Origin of the sequence: Phenylobacterium sp. CCH9-H3, from assembly GCF_001557235.1 — a bacterium.
Lineage (GTDB): Bacteria > Pseudomonadota > Alphaproteobacteria > Caulobacterales > Caulobacteraceae > Phenylobacterium.
The window spans coordinates 50,488-71,988 of the sequence record NZ_LSJI01000225.1 but is presented as its reverse complement, the minus strand read 5'-3'; the positions used below and the strand labels follow the sequence as shown (position 1 = coordinate 71,988).

At 70.5% G+C, this 21,501-nt stretch carries 25 protein-coding genes; 10 read left to right on the top strand and 15 right to left on the bottom strand.

From position 1 onward, the window contains the following. Together AX721_RS19860 and AX721_RS19855 are read left to right on the top strand one after the other, a co-directional pair. The coding region (locus AX721_RS19860) for an MFS transporter (protein WP_369807966.1) at positions 1-683 on the top strand (683 nt) is incomplete at its 5' end. Continuing rightward, entirely contained in the window at positions 680-2,299 is a 1,620-nt protein-coding gene (locus AX721_RS19855; RefSeq protein ID WP_068877707.1) for a glycoside hydrolase family 43 protein, read from the top strand. The genes AX721_RS19860 and AX721_RS19855, both read left to right, overlap by 4 nt. Before the next feature lies 1 nt (position 2,300). Here the strand turns inward: AX721_RS19855 and AX721_RS19850 are convergent, their stop codons facing one another. The 6 genes from AX721_RS19850 to AX721_RS19825 form a co-directional block, all read right to left on the bottom strand. Next, positions 2,301-2,999: a hypothetical protein gene (locus AX721_RS19850; RefSeq protein WP_068877706.1), complete on the bottom strand. Its 699-nt coding sequence runs from the start codon at positions 2,997-2,999 to the stop codon at positions 2,301-2,303. Positions 3,000-3,091: 92 nt separating this feature from the next. Further along, the gene (locus AX721_RS19845; protein WP_068877705.1) at positions 3,092-3,667 is read right to left on the bottom strand and encodes an NADPH-dependent FMN reductase; all 576 of its coding nucleotides are present in this window, start codon (positions 3,665-3,667) and stop codon (positions 3,092-3,094) included. Positions 3,668-3,746: 79 nt separating this feature from the next. Continuing rightward, positions 3,747-4,616, bottom strand: coding sequence for an alpha/beta fold hydrolase (locus tag AX721_RS19840; protein WP_068877704.1), 870 nt, complete (start codon positions 4,614-4,616; stop codon positions 3,747-3,749). Positions 4,617-4,736: 120 nt separating this feature from the next. Next, positions 4,737-6,278: an ATP-binding protein gene (locus tag AX721_RS19835; protein WP_068877703.1), complete on the bottom strand. Its 1,542-nt coding sequence runs from the start codon at positions 6,276-6,278 to the stop codon at positions 4,737-4,739. Positions 6,279-6,335: 57 nt separating this feature from the next. After that, positions 6,336-6,707 carry a response regulator transcription factor gene (locus tag AX721_RS19830; RefSeq protein WP_068877702.1) on the bottom strand — a complete coding sequence of 124 codons (372 nt, stop codon included), beginning with the start codon at positions 6,705-6,707 and terminating at the stop codon, positions 6,336-6,338. 52 nt (positions 6,708-6,759) lie between these two features. Continuing rightward, the gene (locus tag AX721_RS19825) at positions 6,760-7,374 is read right to left on the bottom strand and encodes a response regulator transcription factor (protein ID WP_068877701.1); all 615 of its coding nucleotides are present in this window, start codon (positions 7,372-7,374) and stop codon (positions 6,760-6,762) included. A 166-nt stretch (positions 7,375-7,540) separates the two neighbouring features. Between AX721_RS19825 and AX721_RS19820 the strand changes: the two genes are divergently transcribed. Further along, on the top strand, positions 7,541-8,191 hold the full coding sequence (locus tag AX721_RS19820) for a 2-hydroxychromene-2-carboxylate isomerase (RefSeq protein ID WP_068877700.1): 651 nt from the start codon (positions 7,541-7,543) through the stop codon (positions 8,189-8,191). A 10-nt stretch (positions 8,192-8,201) separates the two neighbouring features. Here AX721_RS19820 and AX721_RS19815 read toward each other — a convergent pair whose 3' ends face one another. Continuing rightward, positions 8,202-9,110: a LysR family transcriptional regulator gene (locus AX721_RS19815; RefSeq protein ID WP_068877699.1), complete on the bottom strand. Its 909-nt coding sequence runs from the start codon at positions 9,108-9,110 to the stop codon at positions 8,202-8,204. An 88-nt stretch (positions 9,111-9,198) separates the two neighbouring features. On the opposite strand from AX721_RS19815, the gene AX721_RS19810 reads away from it, so the two are divergent. The 3 genes from AX721_RS19810 to AX721_RS19800 are packed head-to-tail and all read left to right on the top strand — an operon-like array spanning position 9,199 to position 11,970. Next, positions 9,199-10,755 (top strand): sulfatase, encoded by a 1,557-nt coding sequence (locus AX721_RS19810; RefSeq protein WP_068877698.1) that lies wholly within the window; start codon positions 9,199-9,201, stop codon positions 10,753-10,755. Positions 10,756-10,759: 4 nt separating this feature from the next. Next, a complete protein-coding gene (locus AX721_RS19805) occupies positions 10,760-11,446 on the top strand; it encodes a TetR/AcrR family transcriptional regulator (protein WP_068877697.1) in 687 nt (228 codons plus the stop codon). Positions 11,447-11,475: 29 nt separating this feature from the next. Continuing rightward, complete coding sequence (locus tag AX721_RS19800; RefSeq protein WP_156467277.1) at positions 11,476-11,970, top strand: hypothetical protein; 495 nt, start codon at positions 11,476-11,478, stop codon at positions 11,968-11,970. Between the two features lie 46 nt (positions 11,971-12,016). Here AX721_RS19800 and AX721_RS19795 read toward each other — a convergent pair whose 3' ends face one another. Continuing rightward, positions 12,017-12,454, bottom strand: coding sequence for an organic hydroperoxide resistance protein (locus AX721_RS19795; RefSeq protein ID WP_068877695.1), 438 nt, complete (start codon positions 12,452-12,454; stop codon positions 12,017-12,019). Positions 12,455-12,570: 116 nt separating this feature from the next. Between AX721_RS19795 and AX721_RS19790 the strand changes: the two genes are divergently transcribed. After that, complete coding sequence (locus AX721_RS19790; RefSeq protein WP_068877694.1) at positions 12,571-13,029, top strand: MarR family winged helix-turn-helix transcriptional regulator; 459 nt, start codon at positions 12,571-12,573, stop codon at positions 13,027-13,029. A gap of 105 nt (positions 13,030-13,134) precedes the next feature. Here the strand turns inward: AX721_RS19790 and AX721_RS19785 are convergent, their stop codons facing one another. Genes AX721_RS19785 through AX721_RS19775 form a run of 3 tightly spaced genes read right to left on the bottom strand, consistent with a single transcriptional unit; the run spans position 13,135 to position 14,827 of the window. Beyond that, on the bottom strand, positions 13,135-13,536 hold the full coding sequence (locus AX721_RS19785) for a YciI family protein (RefSeq protein ID WP_068877693.1): 402 nt from the start codon (positions 13,534-13,536) through the stop codon (positions 13,135-13,137). Between the two features lie 30 nt (positions 13,537-13,566). Continuing rightward, entirely contained in the window at positions 13,567-14,508 is a 942-nt protein-coding gene (locus AX721_RS19780) for a mechanosensitive ion channel family protein (RefSeq protein WP_068877692.1), read from the bottom strand. 34 nt (positions 14,509-14,542) lie between these two features. After that, on the bottom strand, positions 14,543-14,827 hold the full coding sequence (locus AX721_RS19775; protein ID WP_068877691.1) for a hypothetical protein: 285 nt from the start codon (positions 14,825-14,827) through the stop codon (positions 14,543-14,545). A gap of 127 nt (positions 14,828-14,954) precedes the next feature. On the opposite strand from AX721_RS19775, the gene AX721_RS19770 reads away from it, so the two are divergent. Then, a complete protein-coding gene (locus AX721_RS19770; RefSeq protein ID WP_068877690.1) occupies positions 14,955-15,485 on the top strand; it encodes a DUF1993 family protein in 531 nt (176 codons plus the stop codon). A gap of 26 nt (positions 15,486-15,511) precedes the next feature. On the opposite strand, the gene AX721_RS19765 is transcribed toward AX721_RS19770, so the two are convergent. From AX721_RS19765 to AX721_RS19750, 4 genes are all read right to left on the bottom strand, one after another. After that, positions 15,512-15,808, bottom strand: a complete 297-nt coding sequence (locus AX721_RS19765) for a hypothetical protein (RefSeq protein WP_068877689.1) — start codon at positions 15,806-15,808, stop codon at positions 15,512-15,514. Positions 15,809-16,377: 569 nt separating this feature from the next. Then, entirely contained in the window at positions 16,378-16,779 is a 402-nt protein-coding gene (locus AX721_RS19760; RefSeq protein ID WP_231733470.1) for an endonuclease domain-containing protein, read from the bottom strand. A gap of 98 nt (positions 16,780-16,877) precedes the next feature. Beyond that, positions 16,878-17,279, bottom strand: a complete 402-nt coding sequence (locus AX721_RS28095; RefSeq protein WP_068877687.1) for a hypothetical protein — start codon at positions 17,277-17,279, stop codon at positions 16,878-16,880. Positions 17,280-17,370: 91 nt separating this feature from the next. Then, complete coding sequence (locus AX721_RS19750) at positions 17,371-18,078, bottom strand: hypothetical protein (RefSeq protein WP_068877686.1); 708 nt, start codon at positions 18,076-18,078, stop codon at positions 17,371-17,373. A 160-nt stretch (positions 18,079-18,238) separates the two neighbouring features. Between AX721_RS19750 and AX721_RS19745 the strand changes: the two genes are divergently transcribed. Next, on the top strand, positions 18,239-20,458 hold the full coding sequence (locus AX721_RS19745; RefSeq protein ID WP_197422654.1) for a TonB-dependent receptor: 2,220 nt from the start codon (positions 18,239-18,241) through the stop codon (positions 20,456-20,458). Positions 20,459-20,462: 4 nt separating this feature from the next. Then, positions 20,463-21,497: a hypothetical protein gene (locus AX721_RS19740; RefSeq protein WP_068877684.1), complete on the top strand. Its 1,035-nt coding sequence runs from the start codon at positions 20,463-20,465 to the stop codon at positions 21,495-21,497. The last annotated feature ends 4 nt before the right edge of the window (positions 21,498-21,501 follow it).

The following is a 21,501-nucleotide window of genomic DNA, read 5'->3' as shown; positions in this document are numbered from 1 at the left end:
AGACGCATCCCCGCCTGTCGACCGCCGAGCGCCAACTGATCGAGGCCGGGCAGGAGAAGGATCTGGCCGCCGACGGCGCCCGCCCGTCGATCCCCGCCCTCCTGCGCCGCCGCGATTTCTGGGGCATCGCCATCCCGCGCCTGCTGGCCGACCCCACCTGGGGCACGCTGGCGTTCTGGGTGCCGCTCTACCTGGTCGAGACCCGCGGCTTCGACCTGAAGCAGATCGCGCTGTTCGCCTGGCTCCCGTTCCTGGCCGCGGACGCCGGCTGCCTGTTCGGCCCCGCCGTGGTGCTGTTCCTCCAGCGGCGCGGCGCCAGCCTGATCAACGCCCGGCGCGGCGCCTTCACCCTAGGGGCGCTGATGATGACCGGCATGATGTTCGTCGGGCGCGTCGAAAGCCCTTACGCCGCCATCGCCCTTCTCTGCCTCGGCGGCTTCGCACACCAGACCCTGTCGGTGACGGTGATCACCATGGCCTCCGACCTCTTCAAGCGCAGCGAGGTGGCCACCGTCGCCGGGCTCGCCGGCACGTGCGGGAACCTCGGCGTGCTGCTGTTCTCGCTCGCCATCGGCGGCCTCGTCGCCACCGTCGGCTACGACCCGTTCTTCGTGGCGCTGGGCCTGCTGGACCTCGTCGGCGCCGTGGTCCTCTGGACCCTGGTGAAGGACCGCCGGGCATGATCCGCAACCCGATCCTGCGGGGCTTCAATCCCGACCCGTCCATCGTCCGGGTGGGCGACGACTACTATATCGCGACCTCGACCTTCGAGTGGTTCCCGGGCGTCCAGATCCACCACAGCCACGACCTGGCGAACTGGCACCTCGTCGCCCGGCCCCTGAACCGCCCCAGCCAGCTGGACATGCGCGGCGACCCGGATTCCGGCGGCGTCTGGGCGCCGTGCCTGACCCACGCCGGCGGCCTGTTCCACCTGATCTACACCGACGTGAAGCGCTATGGCCGGACCACGGTGGGCGGCGCCTCGGGCGTCTCGCTGCGCGACTTCCACAACTACCTGGTGACCGCGCCGACGATCGACGGGCCCTGGTCCGACCCCGTGTACCTGAACTCTAGCGGCTTCGACCCGTCGCTCTTCCACGACGACGATGGCCGCAAGTACCTGGTCAACATGCTCTGGGATCACCGGCCGGGCCGCAACCGGTTCGCCGGCATCGTCTGCCAGGAATACTCGCCGGCCCAGCGCCGGCTGGTGGGCGAGCGGCGGGTGATCTTCGAGGGCACGGCCCTTGGCCTCACCGAGGCGCCCCATCTCTACCGGCGGGACGGCTGGTACTACCTGCTCACGGCCGAGGGCGGCACCGGCTTCGGCCACGCCGCGACCCTGGCCCGCTCGCGCGACCTCTGGGGCCCCTACGACCTGCACCCCGACGGCCAGATCCTCACCAGCCGCGATCGCCCGGATGCGCCGCTGCAGCGCGCCGGCCACGCCGACCTGGTGGAGACGCCGGGCGGCGAGACTTATGCCGTCTACCTCTGCGGCCGCCCGCTCCCGAACCGCGGCCGCTGCGTCCTGGGCCGCGAGACGGCGATCCAGAAGATGGTCTGGGGCCAGGACGGCTGGCTGCGCACCCTGGATGGCCGCGGAACGCCGGAGCTGGAGGTCCAGGCGCCGGACCTGCCGGCCCATCCCTGGCCGGCGACGCCCGAACGCAGCGACTTCGATGGGCCGGACCTGCCCATCGACTTCCAGTGGCTGCGCACACCCTATCCAGCCGAGATCTTCAGCCTCTCGGCGCGCCCAGGCTGGCTGCGCCTGATCGGCCGCGAGAGCCTGGGCAGCCTGTTCCGCCAGGCCCTGGTCGCGCGGCGCCAGCAGGCCTTCTGCTACTCGGCGGCGACGCGGATGGACTTCGAGCCCCGGCACTTCCAGCAGGCGGCGGGCCTCGTCTGCTACTACAGCGCCGCGAAGTTCCACTACCTGATGGTCAGCCACGACGCGGCTCTGGGCCGCTGCGTCCAGGTCATGTCGGCCCTGCCGGACAGCCCCCAGGCCGACGCCTTCACCCCGCCCATCCCGATCGGACCCGGGCCCGTGGAGCTTCGGGTGGAAGTGGACTTCGAGCGCCTGCGCTTCGCCTTCCGCCTGGCGGGGGAGGAGGCCTGGACCGTGCTGCCGCAGGTGTTCGACGCCTCCATCCTCTCGGACGAGGCCGCCGCCCCCGGCACGCCCAACTTCACCGGCGCCTTCGTGGGGATGGCCTGCCAGGACACCTCCGGCGCGGCCCACCCCGCCGACTTCGCCTGGTTCGACTATCGCGAGCGGCCGTACGCGCCCTGAGCTAGCGCTGGCGTCTCTGCACGCCGATGGCCGGCCGCCGGTCCATGCTGCGTTCGCCATCGCCCGCCCGCATCGCCTGCACCGGTGTCGGGCGCAGGTCGGACAGCAGGATCGCCCCATCTCCATCGACGTCCAGCAGCGCGAAGCGCCGGTCGCTGGCCCCCCGCCACTCGGCGCGGCTCACGCTGAAGGAAAAGTCCGCATCGGCCCCGCGGATCGGATGCGGCTCGTTGATCAGGCTGTAGGCCGCCGCGCCCTGCAGTCGGGTGTTGACGCCGCCGCCGCCGCGCCGGCGGCCGCGCGGATCGGCCGGCGACATGCCGACGCCCACGCGGCTCATCTCGGGGATCAGCTCCTCTTCCCAGCGCGAGACCTCGGGCATGCTGATCTGGCCGTCGGCGTTCGCGTCCAGCACCGTGAACCAGGCGTCGGCGTCGGCGCGGAATTCGTCGCGGGTCAGGCGGCCGTCGCGGTCGGCGTCGGCCTTCGCGAACCAGTCGGCCACCGGATAGGCCTGGCCGCCCGGCGCGCGGAAGGGCTGGCCGGCGGGGCTGATGAACAGCTGGGCGCGGGGCGGCCGCGGGCCGTCGCCGGGCTCGTCGTCGCCGAAGCCGGGCGGCGGGCCCTCGCGCGGGCCGCCGGCGCAGGCGCCCGCCAGCAAGGCCGCAGCCACCACCCCGATCCAGATCCTGGTCCGCATGAAGGTTCCCGACGTCCGATCCGTCCGCTCTCGTTCCGCAAAGCGGCGGCGACATGTCGGACGCGCCACAATCGCGGGGTTTCGCGCCGCCGTCAGCCCCCCGCCCGCTCCGGGCGGAAACGACGGACCCAGGCGGCCAGGGCCGCCACGTAGCGGGCCAGGTACTTGCGCGTCGCCTCGTCGGTCAGCCGGCCCTCGCCGTCGAACTTCTCGTGGGCGCGGAACACCAGGATCTCGGGTTGGGGGAGGCAGTAGGAGTTGGTGAATTCGAACGCCTGGCGAAGCTGGCTCTGGCCTCGCGCGGTCCCGGTCTGGCCGGGCGAGGCGCCGATGATCCCCACGGGCTTGCCGCTCAGCGCCGCGTCCGACGGCGGGCGCGAGGCCCAGTCCACGGCGTTCTTCATCACGCCGGGGACCCCGTGGTTGTACTCGGGCGTCACGAACAGCACCCCGTCGGCGGCCCGGATCGCGGCCTTGAACGCCGTCACGCCGGCCGGATCGCCCGCCGCTTCGACGTCGCCGTTGTAGAGGGGTACGTCCGCCAGATCGAAGATCTCGATCGAAACGTGGTCCGGGGCCAGTTCGGCCGCAGCGGCGAGCAGCGCGCGGTTCAGCGAACCGCGGCGCAGGCTGCCCGCCACGCCCAGGATGCGGATGGTATCGGTCATGAAGGGGTCCTAACACGCAAGACGGCGCCGCCGTTGGGGGAAACGGCGGCGCCTGAACCAATCTGTTTCGGGGGAGGCGTCAGGCGGGCTCGAGGGCCGCCGCAGACTGGTTCGCGTCCTTCAGTTCGCCCTTCAGCCAGGCGAGCAGGTCGTTGTTGATGATCTCGGCGTGGGTCGAGGCCATGCCGTGCGGCAGGCCGGGATAGACCTTCAGCGTGCCCTTCTGGAGCAGCTTGATCCCCTTCAGCGCCGAGTCGGCGATGGGGACGATCTGGTCGTCGTCGCCGTGCATCAGGAAGACCGGGATGTCGATCTTCTTCAGGTCCTCGGTGAAGTCGGTTTCCGAGAAGGCCTTGATGCAGTCGTAGTGGGCCTTCACGCCGCCCATCATGCCCTGCAGCCACCACTTGCGGATCAGGCCTTCGCTGACCTTCGCACCCGGCCGATTGAAGCTGTAGAACGGCCCGGTCGGAACATCGATGAACATCTGGGCGCGGTCGGCGAGCAGGGCGGCGCGGAAGCCGTCGAACACCTCGATGGGCAGGCCCTCGGGGTTGCTGTCCTTCTTGACCATCACCGGCGGCACGGCGCCGATCAGGACGGCCTTGACCGCGCGGTCGGTCCCGTGGCGGCCCAGGTAGCGGGCGACCTCGCCGCCGCCGGTGGAATGCCCGACGTGGATCGCGTCCTTCAGGTCCAGCGCCAGCACCAGCGCCCGCAGGTCGTCGGCGTAGGTGTCCATCTCGTTGCCGTCCCAGGTCTGGGTCGAGCGGCCGTGGCCACGGCGATCGTGGGCGATGACCCGGTAGCCGTTGCTGGCGAAGAACATCATCTGGGCGTCCCAGTCGTCCGCCGTCAGCGGCCAGCCGTGGCTGAACACGATGGGCTGTCCGGCGCCCCAGTCCTTGTAGAAGATCTCGACGCCGTCCTTCGTGGTGATCGTGGGCATGGGGGGCTCCTTTCCTGTGGGGGGACAGTGAGCGGCAGATTGCGCCCCGAGCGTGACGGTCTCAATTCAACCTGCGGTGTCCCGTCGCATACATTGGTATGACGCCGCCTAACCGGGCGGTCAGACCTCGGCGGCGGGGAGGTTGAATGCGAAGCAGGCGCCCCGGCCGTTCGCGTTGTTGGCGGCGCGGATGACCCCGCCGTGGGTCTCGATGATCGACCGGCAGATGGGCAGGCCCATGCCCATGCCGTCGGCCTTGGTGGTGAAGAAGCTGTCGAAGAGGCGCGGCAGGTCCTCCGCCCGCACGCCCGGCCCCGTATCGGCGACCATGACCGAAACCTTGCCCTCGGCGTCGAGGCCGGTCGTGACGCGGATCTCCCGCGGGCCGTCGCCGGCGGCCATGGCCTGGATCGCATTGGCGACGAGGTTGACCACCACCTGCTGCACCTGGGTGCGGTCCGCCAGGACGTCCGGCAGCGCGGAGCCGAGCTCAAGCGCGACGGTCACCCCCTTGCCCTGGCTCTCGTGGCGCAGGAACAGCAGCGCCTCCTCGACCACGGCGTTCACCGACAGCGGTTGCGGCTCGGGCGCGCGGCGGACGGCCATGTCGCGCACCCGGGCGATGATCGCGGCGGCCCGCTGGGCGTCGGCCACGACCCGGGTGTTGATCCCTCGCAGCTCGTCCAGGTCGGGTTCCGGCCGCGAGAGCCAGCGCATGCCGGCCGACGCGTTGGTGGCGATGGCGGCCAGCGGCTGGTTCACCTCGTGGGCGATGGAGGCGGTCAGTTCGCCCAGCATCGACACGCGGGCGGCGTGGGCGAACTGGGCCTGGAGATCCTGGAGCTGGCGCTGGGCGCGGACCCGCTCGCCGATATCGATGATGCCGATCAGCAGCTTGCCGTCCGCCACGCTCTCGGGCGGGAAACAGGCGGTGAAGTGAGCGTCGAACTCGCGGCCGTCCAGCCTGCGCAGCCGGGTTTCGCGGGAGAAGCTGGGCTGCCCGGAGACCGCGGCCACCACGGACTCGGCATAGACGGCCGTGCTGGCTTCCGGCCAGAAACGGTCGATGGTGGTGAGTAGCACGGTGGCGTCGTCGACCCCGAACAGCTTCACCGACTGCTCGTTGACGGCAAGCACGCGCGTCACCCGCATCATCTCGCGCACGAACCCCGGATTGGCGGCGAAATAGGCGGCGTAGTCCGTGACCCCCGACTTGCGCACCTGGCGCAGCATCTGGCCCACCGGACTGAAATCCAGCTCCCAGAACGAGGCGGCCATGGCCTGGAACAGGTTGCGGTAGCGGTACTCGCTCTCGCGCAGAGCCCGTTCCGCCGCCCGGCGCTCCGTGATGCCGCGGGCGGTCTCGATGATCTCGACCGGCTCGCCGTCCGGCCCGCGCCGAACGCTGCGGCGCACCTCCACGATCAGTTCGCGCCCGTCGGCGGCGCGGCGGGCAAGCTCGCCCTCCCAGCGGTCGTCCGTCGGAATCGCCGCGTCCGACCCCAGCAGATCGGAGGTCGTGCGGCCAAGCGCCTGCTCCAGGCTCCAGCCATAGAGTTCGGTCGACCCGGCGTTCCATGCGGTGATCCGGCCCGCCGCGTCGCACACGACGATGCTCTCCTGGACGAGATCGAAGAGATCGCCCCGTTCGGCCGGACCCATGCGCACCCCCCCTGGCGCGCGGACCTTAGCCGAAGAGCGGGGCGGGGTGTCCACCGGTCAGGCGGCCAGGGCCTGGTCCAGGCAGTCGATGAGCGCCTCGGCGGTGAACGGCTTGCGAAGCAGGCAGCAGGCGCCGCTGGCCATGGCCTTCTCATGCAGCGCGGGCTCGGCGCGCGCCGTGACCATGATCACCGGGGTCGCCACGCCTTCGGCGGTGAGCCGGAGTTTCAGGTCGATGCCGGAAAGGCCGGGCATCTGGATGTCGGTGATGATGCAATTCGACCGGTCGCGGGAGTCGGCGGCGAGGAAATCTTCCGCGCTCGGATAGCTGGCCACCCGATAGCCCAGCGACCGCACGAGGCCGACCATGGCCTGGCGCAGGGACTCGTCGTCCTCGACGATGGAGATCAACGGATCGGCCGCGCTCATGAGGGACGGCTTCGCATGCCGACGCTCCCGCCGGAATCATACGCAGGTATGGTCAGGCGCCGACGTGCAGGGCCTCGGCCATCCGCACCAGATCGGCCAGCGAGCGGGCGCCCATCTTCCGCATGGCCGCGCCGCGGTGGATCTTCACCGTGATTTCCGACAGCGAGAGGTCGCCCGCCACCTGCTTGTTCAGCTTGCCGGCGGTGACCAGGGCCATGACCTGGCGCTCGCGCGGGGAGAGGGTGGCGAAGCGTTCCTCCAGCGCCCGTCGCCCCCCGTCGGCGGCCCGGCGCTGGCGGTCGCGCTCGATGCCGGTGGCGACCGCGTCCAGCATGTCCTGCTCGCGGAAGGGCTTGGGCAGGAAATCGACCGCGCCGGCCTTCATGCCACGCACCGACATGGGGATGTCGCCGTGCCCCGTCATCAGCACCACCGGAAGGCCGATCCCCAACTGGGCGAGCTGGGCCTGGAAATCCAGGCCGGAGAGGCCGGGCAGCCGCACGTCCAGCACCAGGCACCCGGGCGCGTCCGGAAGCTCGGCGTCGAGGAAGGCCTGCGCCGAGCCGTAGAGCCGCGGCTCCAGGCCCACCGAGCGAAACAGGCTGGCCAGCGCCTCGCCGAGGGAGGCGTCGTCATCGACGATATGGACGATCGCGGCGTCGGGCATGGCTCTTCGGCAAGCGAGTGGACTGCGATCTTATGACACAGCCGTCCGTCCCGCGCCGCTCATACGAAGATATGACGGCCGGCGGCGGAGTGGGCGGACGTGAAATCGGAACTTGGATTCACGTTCGTGTGCTAGAGCTTCGAAAACGCCGGACGGGAAGGACGCCATGACCCTCAGCTACGACCTCTACTGGTCCTTCCGCTCGCCCTATTCCTACATGGTCGTCCCGCGGCTGATGGCGCTGGAGGCCGAGTACGACGTCGCCTGCAACGTGCGGCCGGTCTATCCGCTGGCGGTGCGCACGCCCGAGTTCTTCGAGACCCGCGACCCGCTGTGGACGCCCTACTTCATGAGGGACGTCTTCCGGGAGGCGGCGTTCCTCGGCTTGCCGTTCCGCTGGCCCCGGCCGGACCCGGTGCAGCAGGCGCCGGGCGTCGGCTACCGGATGCAGCAGCCCTACATCCATCGCCTGACCCACCTGGGCGTCGCCGCGGCGGAGCGCGGCCGCGGCCTGCCGTTCCTGAGGGAGGCCAGCCATACGATCTGGAGCGGCGAGGTCGACGACTGGCACGAGGGCGACCACCTGGCCCGCGCGGCCGAACGGGCCGGCCTGGACTATGCCGAGCTCAGCGCCGTCGCGGACGGGGAGGCCGACCGCCTGGCCCAGGTCGTCGAGGCCAACCAGGTCGACCAGCGCGCCGCCGGCCACTGGGGCGTGCCGATGATGGTCTTCGGCGGCGAGCCGTTCTTCGGGCAGGACCGCTTTGACCAGCTTAAGTGGCGGATGGAGCAGGCCGGCCTGGCCAGACGCGCATAGCCCCCGGCTATCAGGCTGCGGCGCTCAGCGGCCGGTCCGCGACCGCGGCCTTGGACAATTCGGCCATGGCCTTGATCAGCGGCGAGCGCCATCGCTCGGCCGTCGTCAGCATCCAGCAGGCGTAGGGCACGTCGAGCGTCGAGGACACCACCGCCAGCCGCCCGTCCTTCACCTGCTCGTCGAACAGGAACGAGGCGCCCAGCGCGATGGCCTCGGTGTCCAGCGCCCGTTGGATGATCAGCGAATAGTCGTCGCTGATGAAGGCCCTGAGGTTCTCGTTCTCCTCGCGCGACATCTCGCCGGCCCAGCGCTCGACGCCCGGCAGGATGCTGGGCAGGGCGAAGGGGTATTGCAGCAGCTCCCGCGGCCCGGCGTCCTGCAGCGCCAGGGCCGGATGGCCCGGCCGTGCGACCAGGATCACCGCGTCCTCGAACATCTTCTTGCGGATCAGCTCGCCGTAGCGCGCCGCGTGCTCGGAATAGCCGAAGGCGATGTCGACCCGGCCGTCGTGCAGCGCCTTCATCACGCCGGGGCCGGTCTCCTGGATCGTCTCCACGTGCAGTTTCGGGAACCGCACCGCCACCCGCCGCAGCAGCTCCGGCAGCGGCTTCAGGCGCGAGGCGGGGCCCACGGCGATCCGGATCCGTCCCTCCTCGCCACGCGCCAGCTGCTCCAGGTCGCGGGTCAGGGCGGCCACGCCTTGCAGCAGCGTCTCCGCCCGCTGGGCCACGAACGCCCCATAGGCCGTCGGCCGCGCCGCGCCATTGGTGCGCTCGAACAGACGAAGGGAAAGCTGGGATTCCAGCCGCGCGATGCTCTTGGACAGGGTGGGTTGCGAGATCTGCAGCTTGCGCGCCGCGCCGCTGAAACCGCCCGCACGGCAGATTTCCAGGATCTGTTCGAGATGCCGAAGCTCCATGCCTGTGGGCTATAGCACCCTGTCATCCAATTGTGCAGATCGGACCGCACGATCCGGCTAGCGTCCGGGCCGACCAAGGAGCCCACGCATGAAACGCGCCCCCCTGATCCTCGCCGTGACCCTGTCCCTGGCCGCCGCGGCCAGCGCGCCGCCGGCCACGGCCGTGGATCCGGTGCGGGCGGCGCCCCGGCCGAACATCATCGTCATCGTCGCCGACGACCTGGGCTATGGCGACACCTCGGCCTACGGCTCGAACGTCATCAAGACGCCGAACATCGACGCCCTGGCGGCCGACGGCGTGCGCTTCACCGCCGGCTACGTGACCCATCCGGTCTGCGCGCCGTCGCGGGCGGCGATCCTGACCGGCCGCTACCAGCAGCGGTTCGGCTGGGAGTTCAATCCGGTGGGCCGCGACCGGCGGGGCGGCGTCTCCCTGGCCGAGCCCTTCATGGGCAACATCCTGAAGACTGCCGGCTACCGCACCGGCATGATCGGCAAGTGGCACCTGGGGGAAGCCGAGGGCTACCAGCCCACCGACCGCGGCTTCGATGAGTTCTTCGGCATCACCGCCGGCGCGACCGCCTTCTACACCCAGAGCCAGCCCGGCGATGACACCTATACCCCGCCGGGCGCCGCCGCCTCGTTCCGCGCCACCCTCAAGGATCCCCTGCCGGCCACCGCCACCGACGACGAGCGGATGGCCTACCTGCGCAGCATCGCGACGGTCCGGCGCGGCAAGGAGGTGGTGGAGGTCAAGGAGTACCTCACCGACGCCTTCACCGACGAGGCGGTGCGCTTCATCGGCTCCAACAAGGACAAGCCGTTCTTCCTCTACCTGGCCTACACCACGCCCCACACGCCGCTGCAGGCCACCAAGAAGTACCTCGACCGCTATCGCCACGTGCCCGACCGCGGCCAGCGGATCTATGCCGCCATGGTCTCGTCCCTGGACGACGGCGTGGGCGCCATCCGCGCCAAGCTGAAGGCCGAGGGACTGGAGAAGAACACGCTCATCGTCTTCCTCTCCGACAACGGCTGCGCGCCCTACATCGGGGCGGCGTGCTCCAACGCCCCGCTCAACGGGCACAAGGGCACGCACCTCGAGGGCGGGGTCCGCGTTCCCTACATCGTCGCCTGGCCGGGCCGCATCCCGGGCGGCCAGGTGGACGACCGCATGGTCTCCAGCCTCGACATCGTGCCCACCGCCGCGGCCTTGGCGGGCGCCAACCTGCCCAAGGGGACCGACGGGGTGAACCTGATGCCCTTCGTCACCGGCGGGAACCCGGCCGCGCCCAACCCCACCGTCTATTGGCGGGCCGGCCCCAACTTCGCGATCCGCGACGGAAACTGGAAGCTGTGGGAGGTCAACAAGGCCGATCCGTCCGACGCCGCCACCACCGCCGCCAACATCACGCCCGACGGCACGCACGCCGTGGTCTCGCCGCTCGGGCAGCACGTGATGCTGTACGACCTCAAGGGCGACCTGGGCGAGAAGGCGAACGTCGCCACGGCGAACCCCGGCGTGGTCGCCCGCCTCCAGGCCAAGCTGAAGGCCTGGGACAAGGACAATGTGCCGCCCCAGTGGACCAGCATGCGCCAGTCGGTGAAGAAGCAGGACGGCCACCTCCTGAAGATCTACGACTGAGCCCATGACCCGGACCCTCGCCGACGCCACCGACGACGCCGAACCCAACGCGGCCGTGCGCACGGCCCGCGAAGCCGAACGGCGGGAGGCGTTCATGCGGGTGGCCGCGGCGGTCTTCCGCCAGCACGGCCTGGCCGGCGCCACCATGGAGCAGGTGGCCGCGGCGGCGGGGGTGACGAAGGTGGTGTTGTACCGGCGCTTCCCGTCGAAGGACGCCCTGATCCAGGGGATCTTCGCCGAGACCCTGCGCCGGCTGAACAACCAGGACGGCAAGCCGTGGCGCGGCTACGGCGGCGGCATGCGCAAGTCGCTGGCGGCCGCCCGCTCGTTCCACGACGGCTTCATCCTTCTGGTCCGGCACAGCGGCCAGAACCCGGCCTATCAGGCGGCCCACGCGGCCCTGCGGCGGCGCACCGGCCAGCGGCTCCGGGGCCTGCTCTGGTATCCCGAGCCGCCGCCGCCCCGGGGCCAGCGGCCGGCGCTGCTGGAGCTGGCGCTGGAGCCGATGATCTCGTTCTGCAACGACGCGCTCGTCTACTGGGTCGAGCGCGGCGACCCCAGCCGGGATGAGCTCTTCATCCGCTGGTGCGGCCAGATGATGCGCGCCTGGCGCCACAACGCCGCCGAGCTGCTGAACCTGGATTCGCCCGAACAGGAGTGGCCCTTCGACACCGAGGGCCTGACGCCATGAACCAGAACAAGAACCGAGGAAGCATCGCCATGGTCAGTCGCAGGGACGCCATCATCGCCGCCGGGGTCGCCGGCGCATCGCTCGCGGCGGGCTCGCCCGCCCTCGGCGCCTCGGTGGCCGCGCCGCCGGTGAAGCCCGAGCACGCGAAGTTCGCCGCCGAGATCGCCGCCGCCCAGGGCCGCCTCGACGCCTTCATGGCCGCCTTCAACGCCCGCGACCTGGCCGCCTTCGAGGCCACCTTCAACTTCCCGCACGTGCGCTTCGCCTCGGGCAAGGTGACCGTGATCAACCCGGGCTTCCACAAGCCCGAGATGTTCACCACCGGCGCGCTCGCCGACTGGGACCACTCGGCCTGGCAGCGGCGCGACGTCATCCACGCCGGCGCCGACAAGGTGCACATCGACACCCGCTTCAGCCGCTTCCGCAAGGACGGCTCGGTGATCGGCGGCTTCGACAGCATCTACATCGTCACCCGCCAGGACGGCCGCTGGGGCATCCAGGGCCGCTCCAGCTTCGCGCCGTAGCGGGCGCGCCTCCTCCCCTGGGGGAGGAGGCCTTTCCGTGCGTTGCTCAGGCGACGCTGAGCTTCACGTCGACGTTGCCGCGGGTGGCGTTGGAGTAGGGGCAGACCTGGTGGGCCTTGGCGACCAGGTCTTCGGCTGCGGCGCGGTCGAGGCCGGGGAGGGCGACCTCCAGCGCGATGTCGAGGCCGAAACCGCCCGCCGCGCGGGGGCCGATGCCCACATGGGCGGTGACCGCCGCATCGGCCGGAACCTTGGGGCCGCCCTGGCTGGCCACGAACTTCATGGCGCCGATGAAGCAGGCCGCATAGCCGGCCGCGAAGAGCTGTTCCGGATTGTTCCCCGCGCCGCCCCCGCCGCCGAGCTCCTTCGGCGTGGCCAGGGCGACCGAGAGGCTGCCGTCGAGGGTGGCGGCCTGGCCGTCGCGGCCGCCGGTGGCGCGGGCGGCGGTGCGGTAGAGGACCTGGACGGGGCTGGGGGTCGACATGGGAAAGCTCCTTGGTTGATGGCGTGAACGATTAGATCGTGTGCGACACAAATAGGCGCCGGGCCGCGGCTGTCAATCCATTGCGATAGGATCGTGCGCGATTTATATTTGCGCGCATGACCCGCACCCCGTCCGACCCGCCGCTGAACCTGGACGACTTCCTGTGCTTCGCCGTCTATTCCGCCGGGCACGCCTTCAACCGGCTGTACCGGCCGCTGCTGGACCGGCTGGGCCTGACCTATCCGCAGTATCTGGCGATGGTGGCCCTGTGGGAGGCGGACGACCGCACGGTGGGCGAGCTGGGCGCGCGGCTGGGGCTGGAGTCCAACACCCTGACGCCGCTCTTGAAGCGCCTGCAGGCCATGGGGCTCGTCGACCGCGCGCGGGACCCGCTGGACGAGCGGGTGGTGCGGCTGCGGCTGACCGACAGGGGCCGGGCGCTGGAAGGGCCGGCCTGCGCGGTGCCGGCGCAGCTGCTGGCGGCCTCGGGCCTCGACCTGGCGGCGGTGACCCGCATCCGCGGCGAGCTGGCGGCGCTGAACGAAGCGCTGGCGCGGGCCGAGGCGGGGTCCTAGAGCGCGTCAGGGTTAAGTGGACGCCGGTTAACCCGTCCGACGCGCTCTAAACTTTTGATCTAGAGCCTTTCTGGTTCAGATGATTCCATCTGAACCAGAAAGGCTCTAGGGCCGGACCAGCGAAAGCCCCGCGTCGGCGGCGGCGAGCGGAACGTTGGGCAGGTAAAGGACGATGGGCCGGATCTCGTAGCTGGCGCTGGGATTGGCGGCCTTGAGGTCGCGAGCCGCCTCGATCGCCGCCTCGCGGGTTTCGGCCTGGATGACGTAGAAGCCCAGCAGGTGCTCCTTGGTCTCGGCGAACGGGCCGTCGGTGACGAAGCCCCGGCCCGGCCCGCTGACGGTGGCCGCCAGTTCCGTGGCGCCCAGGCGGGCGGAGGGGCCCAGGCGGCCCTCGGCCGTCAGCTTGCCGTGCACCCGGTGAAGGTCGGCCATCAGGGCGTCGTCCTCGGCCTCGGTAAGGGCCTGGATCACGCCCTCCTCGTGATAGGCCAGGATCGCGTAGAGCATGGGCGGACCTCCTTCGGCGGCGGCGCGAGCCTAAGCGGAAGGCGCGTCGGATTCGAGGGGCTGCGCAGGCGGTTTCTTCGGTCTGAAGTCCTCGCGGCACATCTCCACCTGGTGCGGGTAGGGGATCATGATGCCCACGCGGTCGAAGGCCTCCTTGATCGCCTTCAGCAGGTCGAAGCGGGTGTCCATCCAGTCGTCGGGCGTGGTCCAGCAGCGGAGGGTGACGTTCATGGCGCTGTCGGCCGAGGCGGTGACCTTGGCCCAGGGCTCGGGGGTCTGCATCACCCGCGGCTCGGCCCGGGCGACCTCCAGCATGGTGTCGAGGGCCAGGTCCAGGTCGTCCTCGTAGTCGACGCCGAAGGTGAGCTCGATGCGGCGGCGGCCGGCCTGGCTGATGTTGACGATCATGTCGCCGAACACCTTGCCGTTGGGCAGGTAGAGGGTGAGGCCGTCGTAGTCGACGATCTTGGTGTTGAAGAGGTCCATCCCGGTGACCCGGCCCTGGCGGCCGTTGAGCTCGACCCGGTCGCCGGCGCGGTACGGGCGGAGCAGGAGGATCATCACCCCGGCGGCGACGTTGCCCAGCGTGCCCTGCAGCGCCAGGCCGATGGCGAGGGACGCGGCGCCCAGGACCGCCAGCACGGAGGTGGCCTGGACGCCCAGCTGCTGCAGCACGGCCACCAGGCCGATGGCCACCACTACGTACTTCACCAGTGTGGAGACGAAGGTCGCCAGCGTCCCATCGGCGGGCTGGCGATGGTGCGGCAGGCGGGTCAGGGCGCGCTCGGCCACGCGGCCCAGGCGCTTGGCCAGCCACAGCGTCACCGCCAGGATCAGCAACGCCGCGATGAGGCGCATGGAGAAGGCGCCCAGCGTGGCCGCCAGGCTGCGCAGCATCACCGGATCGCCCGACAGCGCCATGCCGAGGGTGTCGAAGACGGGAGCGACGGGGTCTTCGGTCTTGGGCGCCAAGCGGCCTCGCGGGTCGTGGACGGGTCGGGCGGGTTCAGGCCGACAGGCGGCGGCGGTTGGCGCGCACCTTGCGGCGGTAGAGGGCGACCGTGCGGCGGGGCGTCAGGTGCGAGGCGCCGGTCACGGCGTCGATCCAGGCCTTGCCCTGGGCTTCGGCGGCGACGAGCAGCTTCTCGGCCACCATCCGCTCGGCCTCGGCCGTGGCGGCGGCGCCGCCGGCGGCCAGCTTGAGGGTGCGCAGGGTCATGACCGTCGCGGCCTCGGCCCCGAGCTGCATCATCGACAGGTTCAGGCGGAAGAGCGCGTTCGCATAGGTCATGGGACCACAACACGCAGCGCGGCCGTACGATGCGCCGGCGTTAGAAAAAATCGATCCGTCGGCCGGCTTACCGGGACAGCGGCGCGCGCCCATCTCAGCGCCTTCAACCTTCGCTTTGGAGTCCCTGATGGCCCTGTCGCTCTACGACGCCTCGATCCCCGGCTATGTGAACATGCTGAAGACGCTCGCCGCCCTGCTGGACAAGGCCGAGGCGCACGCGAAGGCGAACGGCGCCGACCCCCAGGCCTATCTGGCCGCCCGGATCGCGCCGGACATGCATCCGCTGACCAATCAGATCCAGCTGGCCAGCGACGCGGCCAAGGGCGGCGCGGCGCGGCTGGCCGGGATCGCTCCGCCCAGCATGCCCGACACCGAGACCACCTGGGCCGAGGTCAAGGATCGCGTGGCCAAGACCCTCGCCTTCGTGGAGTCGGTGGACCGGGCCGCGATCGACGACGGCGACGAGAACCGCATCATCGAGCTCAAGACCCCGAGTCAGACCTTCACCTTCACGGCGCGCGACTTCCTGCTGCAGTTCTCGCTGCCGAACCTCCACTTCCATGTGGTGATGGCCTACGCCCTGCTGCGCCAGCAGGGCGTGCCGCTGGGCAAGCTGGACTACCTGACCGGCGGCGGCCAGCGGCTGCAGGCGGCCTGAGGGCTCCGGCGGAAATCCAGGCCGGCTCAGAAGCCGGTCTGGACCCGGGAGTCGCGCTGGACGGCGTCGAGGTGGTCCTTCGAGTCCTGCCGTCGCTGGGCGAAGGTCTCGCGGCTCATGCAGCGGCGGGTCGGGATCTTCGAGCCCACGATGGGGTCGCGGAAGCAGACCAGGTCGCCCTTGATCACGTAGCGGCCTTCGACGAGGCCGTAGGGGGGCTCACCGGGGATGCTGGTCACCGGGGCCATGACGCCCTTGGGCGACGTCGTCTCCCGCACGGCGCCGGCGTGCAGCATCGCGGTGGCCAGGACGACGGACAACATGGACGGACCCCCACGGGCAGCGACGCGCCCGGCGCGGGCCGGACCAGCGCCCATCATGCGCGGAGCGGCCCGATTTCGGAAGGGGCGGCGTGCCGGCCCTGTCGCCGCCATCCGGCCTGCACCAAAAACGCATAGCGACTCCGCGAACTCGCCGATCGGTCCGGGTCGGCGCCTCTGCTATCAAGAGCCTGTCCAGACGGACGCCCCGCTCCCCACGGGGTCCCCCAGAACTCAAGGTGTGTGTGTCATGACCTTCCCGATCCTCCAGCGCCTCGTGCAGAGAGCGGCCCCCGCCGTCCTGACGACGGCGATGTTCAGCCTGGTGGTCGCCTTCGCGGCCGTCGGCGTGGTGGGCGTCGGCGCCTGACCGGCCCCGCAGCCCCCGCAAGATCGCAACGTCTGAAGGGTCCCTTCCGGGGCCCTTTTTCGTGGGCGGATGGCGTGGACGGCTGGCGCGGGCGGATGGCAGTCAAGGCCGCTCCAGCGAAGCTTCTCCTCGCCCCCCGCGAAGCGAGAGGGGAGAGGGTAGGGAGAGGGGCGGCGCAGGCCTGACCGCCGCCGCTTCAGGTTCAGCCAGAACCCACAGACGGATGGTCCCCGCCGCACGCGTCGAGGATGGTGTCGCAAACCCCCTCGCGATTGGTCAGCACCGCGGAGTTCCAGAAGCGGATCACCCGAAGCCCGAGGCCTTCGAGATAGGCGGTGCGGTCGGCGTCGTAGGCCACCTGCTCCGCATGCTGGCCGCCGTCCAGTTCGACGACGAGGCCGGCTTCGACGCAGAGGAAGTCGACGATGAACGGTCCCTTCGGAACCTGACGCCGCCAGCGCCAGCCGCCGAGACGACGGGCGCGCAGGGCGTTCCAGAGCCGCGCTTCGGCCGTGGTGTCCTCGCGGCGCATGGCTCGGGCGCGATCTCGCGGGGTGGTGTCCTTGAGCGTCCGGAACGTCGCCATGGGCCGAGGGTGGGTCATGGCTGAGCCATCGTGCAAGCGGCTCCGCCTGCGTCGCCCCTCTCCCTACCCTCTCCCCTCTCGCTTCGCGGGGGAGAGGACGCGAGACGGCGCCCGCCTCAGAGCACCTCGCGCGCCACAACGGCGAAGGATGGCTCGCCGCCGCTAAGCACGTCCATACAACCCCACCCGGTGATGAACTGATAGTGGGAGACAGGCCCCATCGTCTCTTTCCACGCGCTGGATTGAGTGCGCGCGAACCTTGAACCTTCGATCCGATATGCGAAGTGGTCCGCCACGAGACCCTCGTTCGGTCCGTCGTCCTCTTCTGTGCTGAGCGGCATCTCGTCGAGCAGCCGGACGATGCACTGACGGTCGAATGATACGCGCAGCAACCGTGACTCATCAGCGGGAATGACGAAATCCGCGGAAATGCCGTTGCTACGCCACCGAAACGCGACGAGATCGCTACGACTCGCCTGGATCGGCGTGCTTGCGTTGATGGGATAGTGGATCGGCATCGGCGTTGAACCTGCCGGCAAACGCGCCCCGTCCGCAAGCCAGCACCAGCGGATCCGCTCAGCCTCGCGTGCCGACGACCCGCACCGACCCCTAAAGGCTGGTCAGCAGGGTGCTCGCCGCCCAGGTGTCGCGCGTGAGTTTCTGGCGGCGCATGAAGGCGGCCATGGCGGCGGTGGAGGGATCGCGGGAGGTCTCCCAGACGCCGTGGTCCTTGTAGCGGGTGATCAGCAAGAGGCGCGTGGCGCCCGCCGCCTCGTCCGCGGCCGTCCGCTCGGCGGCGAACAGGCCGAAGATGTTGGTGTCGAACCGGGCCTCGAAGTCGCGCCAGCCCTCGGTGGAGAGCGCCACCACCTCGTCCAGGCTGCCCGCGCCGATGACGAACCAGCGATGGACGTAGACGCCGCCGGACCTGGGGACGTCACCCGCGGCGGGGCGGGCGGTGGCGGCCAGGCGGTGGCGCTCGGCCTTGCCCACGCCGTCCAGCTTGGCGAGCGCGTTCATCTCCACCTCGCGCCCCGGCGCATCCGGCCGCCAGCCCGCGAGCAGCGCCGCCTGCCGCGACCGCCAGCCGAGCTGCGGCGTGAACAGCCCCAGCACCTGGCCGCCCGCCGCGGCGATCCCCGCCGCGCGGGCGCGCACCTGATCGGCGTAGGCCTTCGCCGGCGGCGTTCCGGCCGGCGCCTCGAGGTCGAGAAACAGGTAGTCGTACATCCGCGTCGCTCCGGCGGCTTCGGCCACCGCGGGGGCCAGGATGGATGCGCCTGCGCCGGCCATCCAGCGTCTGCGGTCGACGGTCATGATCCCACTCTGCGAGCACGTTCCGCATCGTCAAGCGGACACGGCGCTATGGCTCCAAGCCTTGCAGGCATTGGAAATGCGAAGGGTCTGTCGCTAGCTTCACGCCTCACTGTCACCGCCCGGTAACACACCGAGAGACATGCGGGACGAGGGGGAAAACATGATGAAGCGCCACATCCTCAAAAGCGCATCCATCGCCGCCATCTGCTGCGCCGTCGGCGCCCCGGCCTACGCCCAGACCACGGCGGCGGCCGCGCCGGAACTGGACGAGGTGCTGGTCACGGCCCGCAAGCGCGAGGAGAGCCTGCGCGAGATCCCCGCGGCGGGCACCGCGCTGGGCGCCGAGCAGATCCAGGCGATGGGCGGCATCGCCAACACCCAGGCGCTGCTCTCCAACGTGCCGGCGGTCAACTTCGCCAACACCTCCAACCCGGTGACCTCCGAGATCTCGATCCGCGGGTCGGGCACCAGCCGGGCGACGGCGGCCGACGCGGCCGTGGGCCTCTACCGGAACGGCGTCTACATCGGCGGCGGCTACGTGGGCGGCCGCACCTTCTCCAAGACCGACTTCTTCGACGTGCGCACCATCGAGGTGTTGCGCGGGGTGCAAGGGGCGTTGAACGGGCGCAACGCCGTGGGCGGCTCGATCAACGTCGTCTCCGCGCGGCCGACTCAGCGCCAGGAGGGCTTCTTCGTCCTCGATGGCGGCAACAACGCCCGCTACGAAGGCCAGCTCGTCTGGAACCAGCCGATCAACGACAACTGGTCGGTGCGCCTGGGCGCCAACCTGATGAAGCAGCGCAAGGGCTTCTTCTACAATCCGGTGCGGGACGAGTACTTCGACCGCCAGGAGTCCGAGATCTATCGCGGTCAGGTCCGCTACGAGAACGGGCCGTTCAGCGCCAACCTGCTGTTGGAGCACGGCCGCGACCAGCTGCCCGGCCTGATGTACCAGCTGGTGATCCCTGCGGGCACGAGCGCGGTCTACCCGCGCGGCGTTTTCCAGGACAAGTACGACATCGAGTGGAACCACCCGTCCTCCGCCAAGCAACAGGTGAACTACGCCGAGCTGGTGCTGGAGTACGACTTCGGTTTCGCGACCCTCACCTCCACCACGGCGCTGCGCGAGCGCCGCTCGCAGAACGCCTACGACCGCGACGCCACCTCGCCCTCGTTCCAGGCGCGCGTCGCGGCGGCTGGCCTGGTGGCGCCGGGTCAGGTGCAGACCAGCGCGGACCTGGGCGGCTCGCAGAATGACTATGCCCGCGTGCTGTTTCAGGACGTCCACCTGGTCGGCGAGAAGACGGCGGGCTTCAGCTGGCTGGCTGGGTTCGAGTACTACGACCTCAACGACAAGTACCAGAACACCCTGGCCGGCCCGCCGACCGCCGCCAACGGCCGCTCGTTCGGCACGGTGGGGGTCAGCCGCCTCGACTTCGTCTCCTGGGCCGCTTACGGCTCGGTGGGCTACGACCTGACCGAAGCCTTCAACGTCACGGCCGAAGGCCGCTACACCCGCGACGACAAGGACCTGCTGTCCACGCGCCTCGACTTCGGCACCGGCCGTCCGTCGGGCGTGGGCTTCGACATCGACACGGGGCGCGAGACGAGCGATTTCTCGTACAACGTCACCGCCGCCTACAAGCTCGCGGGCTGGCTGGCCTACGGCAAGATCGGCACCGCCTACCGCGCCGGCGGCTTCAACCTGGCGCTCGGCGATCCGCGCCAGCCGCGGTCTATTCCGTCCACCTTCGACGACGAGAAGGCGACCGCCTACGAGGTCGGCCTGAAGGGCAATCTGGCGCCGCGGGTGTTCCTCAGCCTGTCCGCCTACCAGACCAATGTGAAGGACCTCCTGGTCCAGACCGACAACGGCTGCGCGGTGGGCTCGACCGTCTGCCCGGTCCAGGCGACGCCGTTCGTCTACAACGCCGGCAAGGCCGAGCTCTGGGGCCTGGAGGCCGAGCTGACCGGCGCGGCCGAGGTGCTGGGCGGCACGGCCCGCCTGACCCTCGGCGGCTCGCGCCAGGGCGGCAAGATCACCTCGGGTCCCGACGAGGGCAAGAAGGGGCCGCAGCGTCCCGACTGGACCGGCACGTTCAACCTCAACTACCGCCGCGACCTGCGCGACGACTACGTCGGCTTCTTCAACATCAAGGGGACCGGCCGCTGGGGCGGCGTGCAGGAGATCGCTCAGACGCCGGAGCTGAACGACTACCAGATCTTCGACGTCCGGGCCGGCCTGCAGAAGAACGGCTGGGAGTTCGCGGTCTATTCGAACAACGTGGGCGATGAGTCCTATATCGTGTTCAACGCGGCCACGACCCGGCGCTGGAACATGCCGCGGACCTACGGCGCCCAGCTCCGCTACTCCTGGTAAGCGAATGAGCCGGCGCGGCGCAGCCTTCCTGGCCCTGGCCGCGCTGGCGGGCTTCGCGCCCGCCGCCGCGGTCGCCCAGCCTGCGCCGGCCGTCGCGCCGGCCTCGGCGGTCCAGGTGGTCTATGGAGAGTGGACCGATCCGGCCCGCGGCGGCCGTGTCGTGCCGTTCAAGGCCTACGTCCCCCAGGGCGACGGCCCGTTTCCCGTGGTGGTGCACAGCCATGGCCTGGGCGGGAGCCGGGAGGCGTCGGTCTTCCTCCTGCAGGCGGTGGCCGAGGCGGGCTTTCTGGTGGTCTGCCTGCAGCACGCCGGCTCCGACACGGGCATCCTGGCCGGCGGCCGGCCTACCACGGCGGGCGTGGTCGCCGCAGGCGGCGCGGCGATCAATCCGCAGGTGGCCCAGGCGCGCTACGGCGACCTGCCCTTCGCCCTGGACCAGATCGCGCGCGACCCGCGGCTGGCGGCCAAGGCCGACATGAGCCGCATCGGCATGTCCGGCCATTCCTACGGTGCCCTGTCTACGCTCGTGGCCGTCGGCCAACGGGTCCCGGGCGCCACGCCGCAGACCCGGTTCGCCGAACAGCGGATACGGGCCGCCGTCGCCTACAGCCCGAACAAGCCCCGGGGCGACGATCCCAAGGCGGCCTTCGCGGCCGTGAAGACCCCGATGCTGCATTTCACCGGCACGGCGGACGTGACGCCCTTCGACCTGGAGAAGACCCCGTTCGAACGGACCACGCCCTTCCAGGCGATCCAGGGCCCGGACCAGTTCCTGATCGTGCTGGACGGCGCCGACCACGGCCTGTTCGGCGGGCGGCGCGGCACGGGCGGCGTGCTGAAGCCCACCGACCCGCCGCAGATGGAGATCGTCAAGGCCGAGACCATCCGGTTCTGGCGCGCCTATCTGACGGGCGATGCCGTCGCCGCGAGAGAGCTCTGCGACCTGCCCGGGCGGATCGACCCCGCGGGCGATGGCTATGCCAAGGCCAAGCGCTGTGGCCCGCCGACGCCCATCGCGCCGGTCGACGGCCTCCGCTAGCCTC

Excerpts from the sequence above, each read along its gene's own strand:
- AX721_RS19750 (WP_068877686.1), bottom strand. The coding sequence starts at position 18,078 with ATGACCGTCGACCGCAGACGCTGGATGGCCGGCGCAGGCGCATCCATC.
- AX721_RS19775 (WP_068877691.1), bottom strand. The coding sequence starts at position 14,827 with ATGACCTATGCGAACGCGCTCTTCCGCCTGAACCTGTCGATGATGCAG.
- AX721_RS19820 (WP_068877700.1), top strand. The coding sequence starts at position 7,541 with ATGACCCTCAGCTACGACCTCTACTGGTCCTTCCGCTCGCCCTATTCC.
- AX721_RS19830 (WP_068877702.1), bottom strand. The coding sequence starts at position 6,707 with ATGAGCGCGGCCGATCCGTTGATCTCCATCGTCGAGGACGACGAGTCC.
- AX721_RS19800 (WP_156467277.1), top strand. The coding sequence starts at position 11,476 with ATGGTCAGTCGCAGGGACGCCATCATCGCCGCCGGGGTCGCCGGCGCA.
- AX721_RS19805 (WP_068877697.1), top strand. The coding sequence starts at position 10,760 with ATGACCCGGACCCTCGCCGACGCCACCGACGACGCCGAACCCAACGCG.
- AX721_RS19845 (WP_068877705.1), bottom strand. The coding sequence starts at position 3,667 with ATGACCGATACCATCCGCATCCTGGGCGTGGCGGGCAGCCTGCGCCGC.
- AX721_RS19850 (WP_068877706.1), bottom strand. The coding sequence starts at position 2,999 with ATGCGGACCAGGATCTGGATCGGGGTGGTGGCTGCGGCCTTGCTGGCG.
- AX721_RS19855 (WP_068877707.1), top strand. The coding sequence starts at position 680 with ATGATCCGCAACCCGATCCTGCGGGGCTTCAATCCCGACCCGTCCATC.
- AX721_RS19760 (WP_231733470.1), bottom strand. The coding sequence starts at position 16,779 with ATGACCCACCCTCGGCCCATGGCGACGTTCCGGACGCTCAAGGACACC.
- AX721_RS19810 (WP_068877698.1), top strand. The coding sequence starts at position 9,199 with ATGAAACGCGCCCCCCTGATCCTCGCCGTGACCCTGTCCCTGGCCGCC.
- AX721_RS19740 (WP_068877684.1), top strand. The coding sequence starts at position 20,463 with ATGAGCCGGCGCGGCGCAGCCTTCCTGGCCCTGGCCGCGCTGGCGGGC.
- AX721_RS19745 (WP_197422654.1), top strand. The coding sequence starts at position 18,239 with ATGATGAAGCGCCACATCCTCAAAAGCGCATCCATCGCCGCCATCTGC.
- AX721_RS19815 (WP_068877699.1), bottom strand. The coding sequence starts at position 9,110 with ATGGAGCTTCGGCATCTCGAACAGATCCTGGAAATCTGCCGTGCGGGC.
- AX721_RS19790 (WP_068877694.1), top strand. The coding sequence starts at position 12,571 with ATGACCCGCACCCCGTCCGACCCGCCGCTGAACCTGGACGACTTCCTG.
- AX721_RS19795 (WP_068877695.1), bottom strand. The coding sequence starts at position 12,454 with ATGTCGACCCCCAGCCCCGTCCAGGTCCTCTACCGCACCGCCGCCCGC.
- AX721_RS19835 (WP_068877703.1), bottom strand. The coding sequence starts at position 6,278 with ATGGGTCCGGCCGAACGGGGCGATCTCTTCGATCTCGTCCAGGAGAGC.
- AX721_RS19765 (WP_068877689.1), bottom strand. The coding sequence starts at position 15,808 with ATGTTGTCCGTCGTCCTGGCCACCGCGATGCTGCACGCCGGCGCCGTG.
- AX721_RS19770 (WP_068877690.1), top strand. The coding sequence starts at position 14,955 with ATGGCCCTGTCGCTCTACGACGCCTCGATCCCCGGCTATGTGAACATG.
- AX721_RS19785 (WP_068877693.1), bottom strand. The coding sequence starts at position 13,536 with ATGCTCTACGCGATCCTGGCCTATCACGAGGAGGGCGTGATCCAGGCC.
- AX721_RS19840 (WP_068877704.1), bottom strand. The coding sequence starts at position 4,616 with ATGCCCACGATCACCACGAAGGACGGCGTCGAGATCTTCTACAAGGAC.
- AX721_RS19825 (WP_068877701.1), bottom strand. The coding sequence starts at position 7,374 with ATGCCCGACGCCGCGATCGTCCATATCGTCGATGACGACGCCTCCCTC.
- AX721_RS28095 (WP_068877687.1), bottom strand. The coding sequence starts at position 17,279 with ATGCCGATCCACTATCCCATCAACGCAAGCACGCCGATCCAGGCGAGT.